The 17,225-nt window shown below is 59.4% G+C and carries 15 protein-coding genes and 1 pseudogene; 10 read left to right on the top strand and 6 right to left on the bottom strand.

Annotated features, from left to right (window positions below; all coding sequences use genetic code 11):
• The first annotated feature begins 1 nt into the window (after window position 1).
• The 7 genes from NCR40_RS25495 (at window position 2) to NCR40_RS25525 (ending at window position 8,133) form a co-directional block, all read left to right on the top strand.
• Complete coding sequence (locus NCR40_RS25495) at window positions 2-751, top strand: SDR family oxidoreductase (RefSeq protein ID WP_250511041.1); 750 nt, start codon at window positions 2-4, stop codon at window positions 749-751.
• 32 nt (window positions 752-783) lie between these two features.
• The gene (locus NCR40_RS25500) at window positions 784-1,821 is read left to right on the top strand and encodes an NAD(P)-dependent alcohol dehydrogenase (protein WP_250511042.1); all 1,038 of its coding nucleotides are present in this window, start codon (window positions 784-786) and stop codon (window positions 1,819-1,821) included.
• Between the two features lie 32 nt (window positions 1,822-1,853).
• The gene (locus tag NCR40_RS25505) at window positions 1,854-2,927 is read left to right on the top strand and encodes an alcohol dehydrogenase catalytic domain-containing protein (protein WP_244830806.1); all 1,074 of its coding nucleotides are present in this window, start codon (window positions 1,854-1,856) and stop codon (window positions 2,925-2,927) included.
• Window positions 2,928-3,032: 105 nt separating this feature from the next.
• Window positions 3,033-3,821 (top strand): aspartyl/asparaginyl beta-hydroxylase domain-containing protein, encoded by a 789-nt coding sequence (locus tag NCR40_RS31535; RefSeq protein WP_250511043.1) that lies wholly within the window; start codon window positions 3,033-3,035, stop codon window positions 3,819-3,821.
• Between the two features lie 319 nt (window positions 3,822-4,140).
• A complete protein-coding gene (locus NCR40_RS25515) occupies window positions 4,141-4,596 on the top strand; it encodes a (2Fe-2S)-binding protein (protein WP_244830799.1) in 456 nt (151 codons plus the stop codon).
• A 1-nt stretch (window position 4,597) separates the two neighbouring features.
• Window positions 4,598-6,832, top strand: coding sequence for a xanthine dehydrogenase family protein molybdopterin-binding subunit (locus NCR40_RS25520; protein ID WP_250511044.1), 2,235 nt, complete (start codon window positions 4,598-4,600; stop codon window positions 6,830-6,832).
• Between the two features lie 11 nt (window positions 6,833-6,843).
• Window positions 6,844-8,133: a c-type cytochrome gene (locus tag NCR40_RS25525; RefSeq protein WP_250511045.1), complete on the top strand. Its 1,290-nt coding sequence runs from the start codon at window positions 6,844-6,846 to the stop codon at window positions 8,131-8,133.
• Between the two features lie 6 nt (window positions 8,134-8,139).
• Here NCR40_RS25525 and NCR40_RS25530 read toward each other — a convergent pair whose 3' ends face one another.
• Entirely contained in the window at window positions 8,140-8,397 is a 258-nt protein-coding gene (locus NCR40_RS25530; RefSeq protein ID WP_250469358.1) for a DUF1488 family protein, read from the bottom strand.
• Between the two features lie 490 nt (window positions 8,398-8,887).
• Between NCR40_RS25530 and NCR40_RS25535 the strand changes: the two genes are divergently transcribed.
• Together NCR40_RS25535 and NCR40_RS25540 are read left to right on the top strand one after the other, a co-directional pair.
• Window positions 8,888-9,328: a DUF3331 domain-containing protein gene (locus NCR40_RS25535; RefSeq protein WP_250469359.1), complete on the top strand. Its 441-nt coding sequence runs from the start codon at window positions 8,888-8,890 to the stop codon at window positions 9,326-9,328.
• A gap of 195 nt (window positions 9,329-9,523) precedes the next feature.
• A complete protein-coding gene (locus NCR40_RS25540) occupies window positions 9,524-10,108 on the top strand; it encodes an H-NS histone family protein (RefSeq protein WP_250511046.1) in 585 nt (194 codons plus the stop codon).
• A gap of 27 nt (window positions 10,109-10,135) precedes the next feature.
• On the opposite strand, the gene NCR40_RS25545 is transcribed toward NCR40_RS25540, so the two are convergent.
• The 5 genes and pseudogenes from NCR40_RS25545 to NCR40_RS25565 form a co-directional block, all read right to left on the bottom strand.
• Window positions 10,136-11,596, bottom strand: a complete 1,461-nt coding sequence (locus tag NCR40_RS25545) for an amidase (RefSeq protein WP_244830792.1) — start codon at window positions 11,594-11,596, stop codon at window positions 10,136-10,138.
• A 6-nt stretch (window positions 11,597-11,602) separates the two neighbouring features.
• A pseudogene (locus NCR40_RS25550) lies at window positions 11,603-12,539 on the bottom strand (LLM class oxidoreductase).
• Window positions 12,540-12,633: 94 nt separating this feature from the next.
• Window positions 12,634-14,115: a monocarboxylate uptake permease MctP gene (gene mctP / locus NCR40_RS25555; protein ID WP_250511047.1), complete on the bottom strand. Its 1,482-nt coding sequence runs from the start codon at window positions 14,113-14,115 to the stop codon at window positions 12,634-12,636.
• Window positions 14,112-14,318, bottom strand: coding sequence for a DUF3311 domain-containing protein (locus NCR40_RS25560; RefSeq protein ID WP_370652249.1), 207 nt, complete (start codon window positions 14,316-14,318; stop codon window positions 14,112-14,114). Before NCR40_RS25560 ends, mctP begins: the two co-directional genes overlap by 4 nt.
• A 282-nt stretch (window positions 14,319-14,600) precedes the next feature.
• Entirely contained in the window at window positions 14,601-15,308 is a 708-nt protein-coding gene (locus tag NCR40_RS25565) for a YceH family protein (RefSeq protein WP_244830789.1), read from the bottom strand.
• 420 nt (window positions 15,309-15,728) lie between these two features.
• Between NCR40_RS25565 and NCR40_RS25570 the strand changes: the two genes are divergently transcribed.
• A complete protein-coding gene (locus NCR40_RS25570) occupies window positions 15,729-17,201 on the top strand; it encodes a circularly permuted type 2 ATP-grasp protein (protein ID WP_250511048.1) in 1,473 nt (490 codons plus the stop codon).
• Window positions 17,202-17,225: the final 24 nt, after the last annotated feature.

Here is a 17,225-nt window from a genome sequence, read left to right on the forward strand (position 1 = left end):
CATGACCGACACCATCGACCGTAACCGCGAGTTTGCAGGCAAGACCGTGCTCGTCACCGGCGCGGGCAAGGGCATCGGCCACGCGACCGTGCATCTCCTGATCGAACGCGGGGCGCGGGTCGTTGCCTTGAGCCGCAGCGCTGCCGATCTCGCGCAACTCAAGGAAGAGACCGGCTGCGAAACCATTGCCGTCGATCTCGCAAATGCCGATGCCACCCGCGAAGCCGCGCGCGGCGCGCAACCGGTCGATCTGCTCGTGAACTGCGCGGGCATCGCGCAATTGCAGCCGTTCCTCGAGACGACCGCCGAAGCGTTCGATCTCACCATGAACGTCAACGTGCGCGCCGCGATGATCGTCGCGCAGGAGTGCGCGAAGAGCATGATCGCGCGCAATGTGGGCGGGGCCATCGTCAACGTGTCGAGCTTGTCGGCGACCGTCGGCTTGCCGTTGCATGCGGCGTATTGCGCGTCCAAGGGCGGACTCGATGCACTGACGCGCGTCATGGCCGTCGAACTCGGACCGCACGGCATCCGCGTCAACGCCGTGAACCCTGTCGTGACGATGACGCCCATGGCCGAGCGAGCCTGGAGCGACCCCGTCAAATCTGGCCCGATGCTCGCGCGCATTCCGCTGAACCGTTTCGTGCAGCCCGTGGAAGTGGCGCGCTCCATCGCCTATCTGTTAAGCGACGATTCCAGCATGGTCAGCGGCGTGAGCCTTGCCATCGACGGCGGCTTTCAGGCGGGCTAGCCAACAATAAACATTTCAAGGAAGGAACGACGATGGAAGCACTGGTTCTCGAAGAAGCACGGCGTATCAGCTTGCGGCCGTTCAGCTTGCCGCAGGTGGTCGGACCGCGCGACGTGCGTATCCGCATTCACACGGTGGGCATTTGCGGCAGCGACATTCACTACTACCAGCATGGCCGCATAGGACCGTTCGTCGTCAATGAGCCGATGGTGCTCGGGCATGAAGCGTCGGGCACGGTCATCGAGGTCGGCGATGAAGTGAGCAATCTCAAGGCGGGCGACCGCGTGTGCATGGAACCCGGCGTGCCGGACATGGAGTCGCGTGCATCGCGTGAAGGGCTTTATAACCTTGACCCCAAGGTGCGCTTCTGGGCCACGCCGCCCGTGCATGGCTGTCTCGCGCCGTTCGTCGTGCATCCCGCGGCCTTCACGTACAAGTTGCCGGACAACGTGAGCTTTGCCGAAGGCGCGATCGTCGAGCCGCTCTCCATCGGCTTGCAGGCTGCGAAGAAAGCCGCGATCAAGCCGGGCGATGTCGCCGTCGTGCTGGGTGCGGGCACCATCGGCATGATGTGCGCGCTGGCGGCGCTCGCAGGTGGATGCAGCCGCGCCATCGTCTGCGATCTCGTGCAGGAGAAGCTCGATCTCATTGGCGCGGTGCAGGGCGTGACGGCCGTGAATATCCGCGAACGCAATGCGAAGGACGTGATCGCCGAACTGACCGACGGCTGGGGCGCGGATATCGTGATCGAGGCGAGCGGCAATGAGAAGGCCTTCGAGGGCATTGTCGATCTGTTGTGTCCCGGTGGCTGCCTCGTGCTGGTCGGCATGCCGCAGCGCGCCATTGCCCTCGATGTGGTCGCCGTGCAGATCAAGGAAGCGCGCATCGAATCCGTATTCCGCTACGCGAATATTTTCCCGCGTGCGATCCAGTTGATTGCATCCGGCAAGCTCGATGTGAAGCCGTTCATCTCGCGCACATTCCCCTTCGCCGATGGTATCAAGGCGTTCGAGGAAGCATCGAGCGGCCTGCCTACGGATGTGAAAGTGCAGATCGTGCTCGAAGAATAACGAACGCCAAAACGATAACCGGAGACACGAACATGACGGATATGACGGCCATTGTGTGCCGCGCGCCGAAGGACTATCGCGTGGAGCGCGTCGCGCGCCCGACGCCGGGCAGAAACGAGATCGTCATTCGCATTGCCGCATGCGGAATCTGCGCGAGCGACTGCAAATGCTGGTCGGGCGCAAAGATGTTCTGGGGCGGCCCGAACCCTTGGGTCAAGGCGCCGGTCATTCCAGGCCATGAATTCTTCGGCTACGTGGAAGAACTGGGCGAGGGGGCGGCCGAGCACTTCGGCGTGAACAAGGGTGACCGCGTGATCGCCGAACAGATCGTGCCGTGCGCGAAGTGCCGCTATTGCAAGTCCGGGCAATACTGGATGTGCGAAGTGCATAACATCTTCGGCTTTCAGCGTGAAGTGGCGGATGGCGGCATGGCCGAATACATGCGCTTCCCGCCGACAGCCATCGTTCACAAAATTCCGGACGGCATCTCGCTCGAAGATGCCGCGATCATCGAGCCGCTCGCGTGTGCCATTCATACGGTGAATCGCGGCGATATTCAGCTAAGCGATGTCGTCGTGATCGCAGGCGCGGGACCGCTCGGTTTGATGATGACGCAAGTCGCGCATCTCAAGACGCCCAGGAAGCTGGTCGTGATCGATCTCGTGGATGAGCGGCTGGAACTCGCGCGCGAATACGGCGCGGATATCACCATCAATCCCAAAAGTGACAACGCGCTCGACATCATCCGCTCAATCACGGACCAATACGGTTGCGATGTCTATATCGAAACCACGGGCGTGCCTGCCGGCGTGTCGCAAGGGCTGGAATTGATTCGCAAGCTTGGACGCTTCGTGGAGTTCTCCGTGTTCGGTGCGGATACGACGGTCGACTGGTCGATCATCGGCGACCGCAAGGAGCTCGACGTGCGCGGCGCGCATCTCGGTCCTTATTGCTATCCCATCGCTATCGACTTGCTGGCGCGCGGGCTCGTGACTTCCAAGGGCATCGTCACGCACGACTTTTCCCTGGAAGAATGGGACGAAGCGATCAAGACCGCCAATTCACTCGACTCAATCAAGGTTTTGCTCAAGCCTAAGAGCGCTTGAAGCAGGTGTTGCAAGCGCGCCGCATTTTCTTAAGCAGGCGTTTTCTCGCTGACATAACCCGTACTAAGATGTAACGGTCAACGACGACGCTCGCCGAGGCCGAATGTGAGACGAAAGGATCTGCTCTATCTTGCGATTCTGGCGCTTCTTCTAAAGTTCTTGCCTGTCCTTGCGCTCTGTTTCCTGGCAAGCGGCTTAGCGGATTTTCAACGCAGCCGCCAGTTCGATGCAGCAAACTGGCGGCGTTATTTTCTTGGCAATGGCCTGCTTACGTGGGTGCTTTCTCCCTTCAATTTGCTGGTCGATCTCATCTGCGAACGGAATCACGGCGTCTACGATCTCTCGCAGTTACCGGCCGCGCATCAAGACGAGATCCGCTCGATCATCGCCGCTTTCAACGACCATCTTCCGCTAGTGAACGCGCGCCTCGGAGGGCAAATGGCAAGCAAGCGCCGCGGCATGTGTTTCGTGCGCTGGTATGGCATGCCTGTCGATAGTTCGCTTGACTTACCGGAAATGGCGCGCGACTTCAAATACGTCAAGACCATCGGCATATCGGTTTTCAATGAGCGGCAGAGTACGTCAGTGCATTACGGACCGCTGCGTATTACCTTGCGTTGTCTTTACAACCTCCGTCCTATCGACGACGAAAATGTCTTTATCGAAGTAGCGGGGCTTCGTCATTATTGGCACGACGATCCGCTATTCATTTTCGACGATACGCTCGTGCATCGGTCGGTCAACGAATCCGATCGCTTGCGGTACTGCATTTTTCTCGATGTCTTGAGGCCTTCGCATTTTGCGCGCGTGCTTGACGTCATGGTCGCGGCGGTGCGTCTTGGCGTCATGTCCATGCGACGTGTGTTCTATGCAAACTGGGAAATGATTCGCTAGCTTGCCAGTAGGCGGAGGGCCGTGAAGCAACTCGCCTTAGCTTTTATCATGCAACTAACTGTCGATCGCGCTTGGTACTTTATGTTGACGCCTTAAAGCAAATGCCTCATTCCTTAAGCCTGCAAAGCAACATGGTGCTAAAGCCGTTTGAGCTAAAGGCGTCGCCATCCATGCTCCTTTTTTAATGCGGCGCTACAATCCGCTTGCCTCGTGCTTAGTCGCCTTGCATTCGAGACGCGATGAATTCAAAGACTGACGGCCGCCCCACGCCTTCAGCTCATGCGATATCCGATAACCATTAATAAGCCGGAGCCGCCCAATGACCACGCTTTCCATCAACGGCCAGACGCATACCGTCGATGCGCCGCCCGACATGCCCTTGCTTTGGGTGCTGCGCGATCTTGTGGGCCTGACGGGCACCAAGTTCGGCTGTGGCATCGCACAATGCGGCGCCTGCACCGTTCATCTCGACGGCGTCGCCGTGCGTTCATGCGTGCTGCCTGTGGCGGCTGTCGGTGAGCGCAAGGTGACGACGATCGAAGCCGTCGGCGACACACCCGCTGGCAAGAAGGTGCAAACCGCATGGCGTCAGCTGGATGTGGTGCAGTGCGGCTACTGCCAGTCCGGACAAGTCATGTCAGCGACCGCATTGCTCACGACCGTTCCCAATCCGACCGACGACGACATTGACGCCGCGATGGCGGGCAACATCTGCCGCTGCGGGACGTATCACCGCATCCGCGCGGCGATCAAGCAAGCCGCGAAGGAGGCCTGAGATGTCGCAAGGCTTAATCGAGGCGGGACGTCATGCGTCGCGCGGGACATTCTCGCGCCGTGCGTTTCTCAAGTTTGGCGTAACGATAGGCGCGGCTGCCAGCGGCGGCTTATTGATCGGCTTTAGTCTGCCGGCCGCGAGCCAGGATCAGAAGAGCGGCAAGTCCGTTATTGCCGGCGATGGTGTCGAAACGCCGCAAGACGGCATATTCGCGCCCAACGCCTTCGTGCAGATCGACAAGAGCGGCAAGGTCACGCTCATCATGCCAAAGGTCGAGATGGGACAAGGCGTTTATACGGCGCTCCCCATGCTGATCGCCGAAGAGCTGGAAGTGCCGCTCGACAGCGTAGCGATTGCGCATGCGCCGCCCAACGAAAAGCTTTTCATGGACCCGTTGCTGGGCGGTCAGCTCACCGGCGGTTCAACGTCGATTCGTTATGCATGGGAACCGATGCGCAAGGCAGGCGCCGCCGCACGCATGACGCTCATAGCGGCTGCGGCGCAGCAATGGCAATGCGATGCATCGACATGCAGCGCCGCAGGCGGCAAGGTCACGCAGGCATCGAGCGGACGCAGCGTAAGTTATGGCGAACTCGTCGAAGCAGCCGCCAAATTGCCGGTTCCCAAAGACATCAAGCTCAAAGACCCCAAGGACTTCACGCTGATCGGCACGCCCGCCAAGCGTCTGGATTCTCCCGAAAAAGTGGATGGCACGGCGGTATTCGGTCTCGACGTGCGCTTGCCCGACATGGTCTATGCGGCCATCGTGAACTGCCCGGTTTTCGGCGGCACGCTCGTTTCCGTCGACGACAGTCACGCCAAAAAAATCCCGGGCGTGAAGCAGGTCATCAAGTTCGACAACGGCGTGGCGGTCATCGGCGATCATACGTGGGCCGCCAAACGTGGCGCGGCCGCACTCGTGATCGAATGGAACGAAGGCGCGGGCGCGAACACATCGACGAAACAGCTTGTCGATGAAATGGCGAGCGCATCACGACGCTCGGGCGCCGTGGCGCGCAAGGACGGCGATGTCGACAAGGCGTTCGCCAATGCCAAGACGCGTGTCGATGCCGTCTACGTGCAGCCGTTGCTCGCACACGCGACGATGGAGCCGATCAACTGCACGGTGCACGTGCGCGCCGATGGTTGCGATGTCTGGCTAGGCACTCAAGTGCCCACGCGTGTCGTCGATGCAGGCGTCAAAGCCACGGGCTTGCCGCCCGAAAGGATCGTCGTGCATAACCATCTGCTCGGCGGCGGCTTCGGCCGCCGGCTCGAATTCGACATGGCCACGCAAGCGCTCAAGATAGGCAAGCAGCTTGGCGTGCCGGTCAAGGTCACGTGGTCGCGCGAGGAAGACATTCAGCACGACATGTTTCGTCCTTGCTATCACGACACGCTGTCGGCCGGTCTCGATGCGAACGGCAAGCCCGTGGCGTGGACGCATCGCATCGTCGGTTCGTCGGTGCTTGCGCGTTTTGCGCCGCCGGCGGTGAAGAATGGCATCGACCCGGATGCGGTGGAAGTCTCCGCCGATCTTCCCTACGATCTGCCGAATCAACTCGTGGACTACGTGCGCCAGGAGCCACGCGATGTGCCGACCGCATTCTGGCGCGGCGTGGGACCGACGCGTGGCACGTTCGTCGTGGAGAGTTTCATCGACGAACTCGCGGCGCAGGCGAAGATCGATCCCGTGCAGTATCGACGCGATCTGCTCGGCAAGTCGCCGCGCGCGCGCTATGTGCTCGATGTCGCCACGCAGGCGGCGGAATGGGGCAAGCAAACCATGCCGCAAGGTCAGGGGCGCGGCGTGTCGGTCATGCATGCGTTCGGCAGCTACTTCGCAATCGTGGCGGACGTCGCGGTCGATAAAGCCGGCGCGGTGAAGGTCAGTCGAATCGTATGCGCGGTGGATTGCGGCATGGTCGTCAATCCGAATACGGTCGAGGCGCAGGTGCAAGGCGGCATCATATTCGGCATTACGGCGGCGCTTTATAGCGAGATCACGATCAAGGACGGCCGCGTCGAGCAGAGCAATTTCACCGACTACCGGATACTGCGTATTCACGAAACGCCGCCGGTGGAAGTGCATATCGTCAAGAGCAGCGAAGCGCCGGGAGGAATCGGCGAACCGGGCACGGCGGCACTCGCGCCCGCCATCACCAATGCGATTTATGCCGCCACCGGCAAGCGACTGAGGCAATTACCAGTCGGCAACCAGTTGCAAAGCGCTTGACGGAGGCCGACATGAAAAACGTATTCAAGCCTCTCGTGGCTGCCTGTTTTGCAGCGTATGCCGTGACGTCGACACTCGCGCATGCAGCGGATGCATTCGCCGATGCACTCGTCGCACGCGGCGCTTACCTTGCCAAGGCCGGCGACTGCGTGGCCTGCCATTCCGCTCCGCGCGGCAAACCCATGACCGGCGGCTTGCCGATGATGACGCCGTTAGGCGCCATCTATACGACCAATATCACGCCCGACCCCGACACAGGCATTGGCCGCTATACGGAAGAGGATTTTGCTAAAGCCTTGCGCGAGGGCGTTGCCAAGGATGGCCATAATCTTTATCCGGCCATGCCTTATCCGTCTTATGCAAAGATCAACGATGAAGACATGCATGCGCTTTACGCGTATTTCATGCATGGCGTCGCGCCGATCAAGCAGGCTAATCGCGAACCGGACTTCAAATGGCCGCTCACCATGCGCTGGCCGCTCAAGCTTTGGAATATGGTATTTCTCGAGAAGGGCGTGTACCGCGATAAATCCGGCAAGGATGTCGCCTGGAACCGTGGCGCCTATCTCATTCAAGGCCTGGGCCATTGCGGCTCGTGTCATACGCCACGAGGTATCGCGTTCCAGGAAAAAGGACTCGACGAAACGAGCAGCGTCTATTTAAGCGGGGGCTTGCTCGACAACTGGTTTGCATCGAACCTCACCGCCGAACACAACACCGGTCTTGGCCGATGGAGCGAGCAGGATATCGCGACGTTCCTCAAAACCGGCGCGAACGGGCACGCGTCCGCATTCGGCGCAATGACGAGCGTGATCAACAACAGCACGCAAGCCATGAACGACAGCGATGTGGCGGCCATGGCGAGTTATCTGAAGTCGCTGCCGGCAGCGGGCGGTAACGGCAACACGCCGTATTCGTATGATGCCAAGGCCACGAAGGTGTCCCTGGCGCGTCCAGCTGCATCGGATTCGGGCGCGCGTGTCTACACGGCGTACTGCATGCATTGCCACGGCGTGGACGGTCGTGGCTTTGCGCCGATGCTCGCGCCTTTGGCGGGCAATCCCAACGTGCTGGAAAAGGATGCGTCGTCGCTCATTAACGTGACGCTGAACGGCACTGGCGACCTCGTCATTCAAGGCGTGCCGGCGCCTTATCCCATGCCTCGCTATGCGCCGGTACTGAGCGATCAGCAGATAGCGGACGTACTAACGTTCGTTCGCGGCGCATGGAACAACAACACGCCCGCCGTCAACGTCGAGGACGTCACCAAAATGCGCAAGTCGACGCAGGCGGCGCGTTGAGCCGCGTCAAGTGGAAAAATCGACCACGTCGAGCGTGACCGAACTCGACGGATGAGCAAGGAATTTACGATGAACGCGAGCGCTGATGCGCTCGTAGCCATCGCTTAACGCTTTGAGCAGACGCTCGTCGGTAGCACCGACGGGCGCCCAGAAATATTGCTCCAATGCCTTGCGCGTGATGTTGCACTGAATGGCCTGCTCGCGCGAGAAGGCAACGAAACTGACGGACGCGCGGTCCGCCGAGACGCTGGCATTGACGTTCATCTTGCTTGTCATGATTCGACAGGGTTGTCCGGTTCGCGGTTTTTATTTTGTCAGAAATTCGCCGCTCCGCGCATGCTTCATCGTTCGGCAAACGTGCGCAAGCAGGCAAACGACTTCCTTCATTACGGTGACGTGGGAAGCCGCTAAAGTATTCTAAAGGGTTTGCCGAACGTTCGTTCGCTAATGCATTACGCGTTCGCTTTCCCCGCCGCGTCTCAAATGGCGGGCCGGACGGCCCGCACGAGCTACCGACGCTTGTCATTTTCGACAAAAGAATGGAAAGAAAAATAAAAACAATGCATGCTCAGGTGTACTACTCTAGATCGAATGTCCAGAGCAGTGTCTCCACCAAGAGCAGGAGTCGATAACGGTTCGACCTGGCGCGGCTCGCCCCGGTGTCAAAGATGGCGCGTCGTGCATTCCCGAAAGTTCACCAGGCAGCGGTCCGGCTTGCTTCGCGGACGTCTGTTGCCGCCAGCAGGAGCGGAACATGAAGCTTCCATCGACGATGGATCCCTGGAGCCGTACCCTGGCATTGCTCGATAGCCGGTCAAGCCGACGATCGCAGTCTGGCGAGACCCATGGGCTGATGCCGCGTGCCTTCACGCGCGAGCCATCGAACGCATTAGCGCGGGCGGCGGGCGCGGAAAGCGTGAACATTCGCGTGTTGGAGCGCTTGAGCGAATCGACACTGGCGCTTTCATGGCACGATCCCACTTCATTCAATTATTCAGAGCAGGTGTGGGCGCTTTGCACTGCGCGCAAGGGCGGAACGTGCGTGCTAAGCGGGCAGGTGATCAGGCGCGGGCAGCCGGTGTACCGGCCAAGGCGCGTGGGCAGTTCCGTGCCGCTCAATAGCGGCGCGATGATTCTCGCGGGCGCGCTCGTGACGGATGTGCACGAGCCTGCCGAGATGGCGCAGGAAAGCTGAGAAGTCGTCAAGAGGGCGTGTGCAATGCACGCCTCGCCACACCGCTTTTTTGATTGTTTCGCCAACGCCATATTCATCAAGCCATTGCGCCGTGCGCGGTTAAAGCACGTCAAGCGCATCGAACGCAATTAGGCCGAAAGCAATAAAAAGTAATCTTTTGAGCGATTGCCGCTATAACAATGGTATCGCTTTAAGATGTCTCGACGGGTGAGTGTGCGCGTCAGATTAATGCTTTATTGTTTAAGCCTTTATCAATTCTCGTACGCTCATTCCCTAGACCTATGCAGGATATCAAACGGGGGAAGAATGGTTACATTGGCTCAGTTGGAAACTCAGATTCAAAAATTGCAGCGCCGTGCAGATGCATTGCGTGAACGTAAATCGAGCGAGGTGATCGCAAACATTCGCGCGCTGATGCAGGAATATGGCCTGACTACGGCGGATCTCGACAAGAGCGACAGTTCGCCTGGCGTCAAGAAGCGTGGGCGTCCGGTGGGGTCGAAGAATGTGGCTTCGTCCAGGAAGGCCGTCAAGAAATCGAAGATGCCGCCTAAGTATCGTGACCCCGCGAGCGGTCTGACTTGGAGTGGGCACGCGCGTCCGCCGGCCTGGATCAAGGATGTAGCAGACCGTAGCGTGTATTTGATCGACGGCGCATCGAACGGCAAAACGGGCGCGCGTCGTGACAGTCCGGCGCAATCGTCTAAGGCAGCGGGCGCCAAGAGCAAAGCTCGTCCGGCAGGAAAGAAAGCGGCAAGCGTGCAAGAAGCAAGCACTTGAAAATGCGCTTAGCGCGGTTTAATCCCGCTAAGCAAGCAACGGACTGCGCATGCTGGAATAGCCGCTTGCGCGATCGTAGGCAAGCCCGACTTGCAACACGGCAAGATCCATTTGCGCCGGCCCGATTATTTGTATTCCGGCTGGCAAACCCGCAGGACCGAAACCGGCTGGCGCGGACAACGCGGGTAAGGACGCCATGGTTGCGGGCACCACGGTTTCCATCCATCGGTGATAGGTATCCATTGTTCGTGCGCCTATGGAATGAGGCCAGTTGAGCGTGGCATCGAAGGGGAAGACTTGTGCCGCAGGCAGCACCAGAAAATCATAACGTTCGAATAGCGCGTTTAGCGTTTGATACCACGCCGAACGGTCCAGTGCGGCGCGGTAGACGTCTTCTCCCGAAAGACCCAGTCCGCGCTCGATTTCCCATACGGCTTCGGGCTTTAGCAATGCGCGCTTAGCGGCATCGCGATAAAGCGGCGCATTAGCGCCCGCAATGGCGAAGCTGCGTAAATCGATCCACGCTTGCCACAAGCGATTGAAATCGAATTTCAACTCTGCCGCTTCAACCGTGCAACCTGCCGTTTCAAAGTGACGCAAGGCGGCGCTACAGGTATCGAGCAAGGACGTCTCGGTAGGCAGATATCCGTTCAGATCGCCAAGCCAGCCGATTCGCGTGCCACGCATATCGCGCTCCAAGGCACTGGCAAATGCCGCCGGTGAATCGCCGCGGCGCGAGAGTGGGGCGCGCGCATCGAATCCCGCTTGCACCGAAAGCAGGAAGCCGAGTTCGGGGACCGTGCGCGCCATTGGACCGGCGACGCTGAATTGCTGATAGAACACTTCGTCGGCGGGGCCATACGGCACGCATCCCGGTGTACTGCGAAATCCGAACACGTTGTTGAATGCCGCAGGCGTGCGCAGCGAGCCCATCATGTCCGATCCATCGGCCACGGGAAGCATGCGCAACGCGACCGCAACGGCTGCGCCGCCACTGCTTCCGCCAGCCGACCGAGATGGATCGAATGCGTTGCGCGTCAAACCATAAACGGGGTTATAGGTATGTCCGCCAAGGCCGAACTCGGGAGAGTTGGTGCGGCCAATGAAGACCGCGCCTGCGCGACGCGTGCGTTCGAAAATGAACGCATCGGTTTGCGTGATTTGCTTGGCGAAGAGGGGCGAGCCTTTGGTCGTCACCATGCCGGCGACGGGCAAAATGTCCTTGGGCGCTTGAGGAAAACCATGCAACACGCCAAGACTTCCGTTACGCGCCAACTGCGTGTCGCGCTCGCTTGCGAGCTTTAAAAGACTCTCGTGATCCTGCATCGCGACAATCGCGTTGACTTGCGGGTTGAGGCGATCCACTTGCGCCAGATACGCGCTCATCACTTCGACGCAAGATACTTCTCGTGCATGGATAGCTTGGGATAGCGCAATGGCGTCGAGTGCAACGATATCGTTGGTGGGCAAGGAAGCAAGCCTGGTCATATGCGTTTAGCGATTTAATTCGGGTAACACGTATCTCGCGACTTCCTCGATGACCGCGCGTGCCTCGCGCCGCTCAGACGAAACGTTCAGCGTGACGTGATGCGTGCCGTTATCCCGCATGGCGCGCAGCAGGTCGATCAACGCGCGATAACCCGTGCGATAGCCAAGAGGAATATCGCTGGCAGGTTCGTCGGGATCTTCGCTCAAGTCGAGACGCATGGCCACGCCGAATGCGCGAAATTCGCCGGGCGACACGCGCTCGACCGCTGCGCGCCACATGCTATAGCGGCCGCGCTGCGCTTGCGGTTCACGGTGATAAGTCATCCAGCCAAGCGAGTGACGCGCAATCCAGTCGACGCTTTGACCGCCGGAGCCGACTGCGATCAAGGGAATCGAAGCGTCCTGCTCAGGCCGCAGAAAGAATGCGGGCGCACCTTCGGGCTCGCGGTCCGGAATGACGCGCGAGGGCACCTCGATGGCCGCAGCGAGCGTCTCCCAATGCCGTTTGTATAAGTCGCGGCGTTCTTCAGGATCGCGCCCGAAGGCCGCATATTCAGGCGGCCTGTCACCGGAGCCGACACCGAGAATGAAGCGTCCACGCGAAAGCGTATTGACGGAAACGGCGCCCTTGGCGATATGAAGCGGGTGTCTCAACGTGAGCACGATTGCTCCGCTTGCAAGCGCTATACGCTGCGTACTCGATGCAAACGCGCCGAGCAGCACCCACGGATCGAGGTGTCCGACGGGATCGGGATAGTCGATGCTATTGAGCGGGACATCGCGCACCCAGAGCGCACGAAAGCCGAGTTGATCTGCAAGACGCGCGAGTTCTAGCTGCTCGCTAAAGTCCACTACGGTCCGGCCCGACGTTACCAAGGGAAGCAAGGCCGATGGAGAGCTTGCCGGGTGCGAACAGCGTGTTCGCGATGGAAGAGGCGGACATGGCACTCGACGGAAGGATGAGAAGGGCATGCTCCATCGATACTATCACTCGGCAAAGAAGCCCGACGCCGTCAAGCGCCGGGCTTTTCATGGCGTTAAACCGCGGGCACCACGCGGCGATGCGTCACGAGCGATACGGCGAACGTCACGACGATATTCACCGCCAGCGCAATCAGGCCGATATAAAGCGGCCACGATCCCGCGCCTACATGCAGGACATACACCGGCTTGAGCCCTTGCAAGATGGCAAGTCCAGTGCCGAGCACGATACCGACGAGCCAGCCGAGAAAGAGGCCGGGCATCGTCATGCGGCGCGTGTAGAGACTGAACACGATAGCGGGGAATATTTGCAGAATCCACACGCCGCCGAGCAATTGCAGGTCGATGGCATATTGCGTCGGCAGGAAGACGATGAACAGCAGCGCGCCGAACTTCACGACGAGCGATACCACCTTGGCCGTCGCGGCTTCCGAAGCGGGCGTCATGTCCGGCGAGATCAGCGGTCCCCACAAGTTGCGTGTGAAAAGATTCGCCGCGCCGATCGACATGATCGCGGCCGGCACGAGCGCACTAATGGCAATGGCCGCCGCCGCGAAGCCCACGAACCACGAGGGAAACAGCGTGTTGAAGAGCGCGGGCACGACATCCGACGCCGATTTCACATGAATGCCCGCCGCGATCGCCATATAGCCGAGCAATGCGATCAGGCCCAGCAGCAAGGTATAAGCAGGCAGAAAGATTGCGTTCTTGCGCACCGTGGTCGCGGACGACGAAGACAGCACGGCGGTCATGGTATGCGGATACATGAATGCCGCAAGCGCCGATCCAAGCGCAAGCGAAGCATACGCCGTGAATTGCGCGGGCTTGAGCGTGATGCCCGTTGCGCCGCCCTTGGCCTTGAAGAACTGATCGGCGGTATCGAACACATGCGCATAGCCGCCGAGCTTCGACGGAATGACCCACACGGCCGCAATCACGACGATGTAGATCATGATGTCCTTGACGAACGCGATCATCGCGGGCGCGCGCAGGCCGCTCGTGTAGGTGTAGAGCGCGAGGATCACGAACGCGACGATCAATGGCAATTCGCCCGTCACGCCAAGTCCCTTGATGACCACCTGCATGCCGACCAGTTGCAGCGCGATATAAGGCATGGTCGCGACGATGCCCGTCAACGCGATGGCAGCAGGGAACCACTTGCCGCCGTACTCGCCGTGCACATAGTCCGCAGCGGTGATGTGATTCTTGGCGTGCGCGATTTTCCAGAGCTTGGGCATTACCGCGAACACGAACGGGTACACGATGATCGTATAAGGCAGCGCGAAAAAGCCGTACGCGCCGACCGAATAGACCAGTGCGGGAACCGCGATCACCGTATAGGCGGTATAGAAATCGCCACCGACCAGGAACCACGAAATCAATACGCCGAACTGCCGGCCGCCCAAGCCCCATTCATGGAGTTGCGTAAGATCGCCACGCTTCCAGCGCGCCGCAAAGAAGCCGACGACGGTGACCAATAGAAAGAACGCGATGAAGATGGTCATCGCAACCGGATTGACTGGATTGAGATCGTTCATTTGATGCCCCGATACACGACATAAAGCAAAAGCGACGTGAGCGGCACCCAAAGAAACTGATACCAGTAGAAGAAGGGAAAGCCTGCGAACGATGGATGCGTGTCGTTATAAAACGGCAACCAGAGCAGGGCAATATAGGGAATCAAAAGAGTCGCCCAGAGCCATGGACGGTTCTTGTTTTGGTCGCTCGTGTCGGGTTCCAACGCTGGTTCTCCTCATACGTCGTTGCGGGTTCGAGGCGCGGCACAGTATCGTCTTTTGTCTGCGCCTGGCGCTGCGAGCGAATTATCCAAGATATTTGTAATTGATGCGCGCATGTCACGCTATCTTCGTTTAATGCTTACGTGTTCCTTTCCGGTGACGTCAAGCATTAGCTAAACCATCGCCTTTGGTTGGTCTTGGCACGATGCGCTAAAGCTGAACCGCTTTGAAGACGACCGGCATTGCACGCTCGACGCTAAAGCCCGGGGGATCGATCGACACACTCATGCTTCGTCGGACGATCCTTCGAGGTCGATACCCAATTCAGCCGCCATGCGCTGAACCATCGCTCTTAGCTGGTTGACTTCAAGTGTCAGGCGCTTTTGCTCGGCCTTGAGCGATTCGACTTCCGATGGCGACCAAGATTCGCGTTCAGCGACATCGCGCACGGGGAAATCGCTCATGCTCACTTCGCCGCATAGCAAATGCACCCAGCGGCTTTCGCGCTCGCCCGGCACGCGCGGCAGTTTCATCACGCGCGGCGGGTCGTTGGAAGCGAGCTCATCGAGAAAGCTCTCCACGGAGGAGATGTCCGCGAAGCCATGCAGACGCGCGCTGTTCGAACGCAATTCGGCAGCGGTTTGCGGGCCGCGCAAGAACAACGTTGCGAGCAAGGCAACCGATTGGCTCGGCACACCAAGCACACGATTGACGTTATGTTCGAAACGCGGCACGCGGCTGCTGCTGCCTTCCATCACGAGCGAGAGGCGCTTCAATCCGTCGATGGTCGTGAGGACTTCGTCCTCGCTCACGTTCATGACTGGAGCCCGGGCGGTCTTCTGGTTGCATCCCGAGGTGAGGGAGTTGAGCGATAAAGGATAAGTGTCTGGCACGGTATGCTGCTTTTCGACGAGCACGCCGAGGACGCGTGCTTCGAGTGGCGTGAGTTCGCGCAAGGCAGGGCGCGAAGCGGGAGAAGAGGGCGTATTCATAAACTGTCGGAGACTGGCGGTGAGACGCTTATGATACCGGTGGAGCGCAACGATTCATGCGTACGCGCACCGCCGTGCGGCCGTCTGGCTTCCTCAGACTGTGCACTCGTTCGGACCGATGCGCTTTTATGGTGCATGGTTGTTGGCATCGGCGCAATATAAAGGTGTTTAATTCCGGCTTGTACCATTGGCATTGAAGTTGCTTTTCGATTGAACGGCACTGGGCTGCCCGCGCATTCGATGCAGACGAAATCGTGGCTATCGTTGGCATCGCGCTTAGAGGTCGCCTAAGAAACAACACGACATACCGGTTGAGTCCGGTCGGCCGCGTCGTTCAGGCTTTCGAGCGTTTGCGAGTGCAACCAGAATTACGAGCGAAGGGGCCCCGCCCCAGCATGCACTTCATATGGAAGACCGGTTATGACGCAAGCATTCTTCAACGAGATGTTCGAGCAAAGCGTGCTGGAGGCGCGCGGTGTGCCAGCGGCAGCCTTCAATGACGTGGGCGATCCGCGCAAGCATTACCGCGATTTCATGACCTGGCTCATCGCGCAGAGCGAACAGCAAATCAGCCTCAAGCGCGCCGAAGCCGATCTCAACTTCCGCCGCGTCGGCATTACGTTCGCAGTCTATGGAACGAGCGATACATCCGGCAGCATTCCCGAGCGCACCATTCCCTTCGATGTCATTCCGCGCATCTTTCCCGCAGACGAATGGAAAGCGCTAGAGCGCGGTTTGCGGCAACGCGTCAATGCGCTCAATCGGTTTATTCACGACATCTACCACGAGCAGAACATCATTCGCGCGGGCATCATTCCCGAGGCGCAGATTCTCAACAATTCGCAGTATCGGCCGGAGATGCGCGGCGTTAAGGTGACGCGCGACATCTATGCGCATATCGCGGGTATCGATATCGTGCGCGCGGGCCAGGGCGAGTTCTACGTACTCGAAGACAATCTGCGTGTGCCGTCGGGCGTGTCCTACATGCTTGAAAACCGCAAGATGATGATGCGGCTCTTTCCCGATCTGTTCGCGCGTAACCGCGTGGCGCCGGTTGCGCATTACCCCGATTTGCTGCTCGATACATTGCGCGCGGCGGCACCCGCAGGCGTTGAAAATCCGACGATCGTCGTGATGACGCCCGGCATGTATAACTCGGCGTATTTCGAACACACGTTCCTAGCGCAGCAAATGGGCGTCGAGTTGGTCGAAGGACAGGACCTCTTCGTCGACCACGACTTCGTGTATATGCGCACGACGCAAGGGCCGCAGCGCGTCGATGTGATCTATCGCCGCGTGGATGACGACTTCCTCGATCCGCTCGTGTTCCGCGAAGATTCGTCGCTCGGCGTTCCGGGCCTCATCTCGGCATATCGCGCGGGCAACGTATCACTCTGCAATGCGGTAGGAACAGGCATTGCAGACGACAAATCGATCTACCCGTATGTGCCGGACATGGTGCGCTTCTATCTCGGCGAAGAGCCGATACTCAACAACGTGCCGACATGGATGTGCCGCAAGCCAGACGACTTCAGGTATGTGCTCGATCACTTGCCCGAACTCGTCGTGAAGGAAACGCATGGCGCGGGCGGCTACGGCATGCTGGTCGGCCCGGCATCGACGACCGCGCAGATCGCCGAGTTTCGCAAGGTGCTCGAAGCTCATCCGGACAAATACATCGCGCAGCCTACGCTCGCGCTATCGACATGCCCGACGTATGTGGAGGCAGGCATCGCGCCTCGCCATATCGATCTGCGTCCGTTCGTGCTGTCGGGCAACGAGGTGCGCATGGTGCCGGGCGGCCTCACTCGGGTCGCGCTACGTGAAGGTTCTCTTGTCGTGAATTCGTCGCAAGGAGGCGGAACCAAGGACACGTGGGTGCTTGAACGCTAAGAGCCCCGGCTCGAGAATCGAGAC

The organism is Caballeronia sp. GACF4, assembly GCF_023631025.1.
In the GTDB taxonomy this organism is placed as follows: domain Bacteria; phylum Pseudomonadota; class Gammaproteobacteria; order Burkholderiales; family Burkholderiaceae; genus Caballeronia.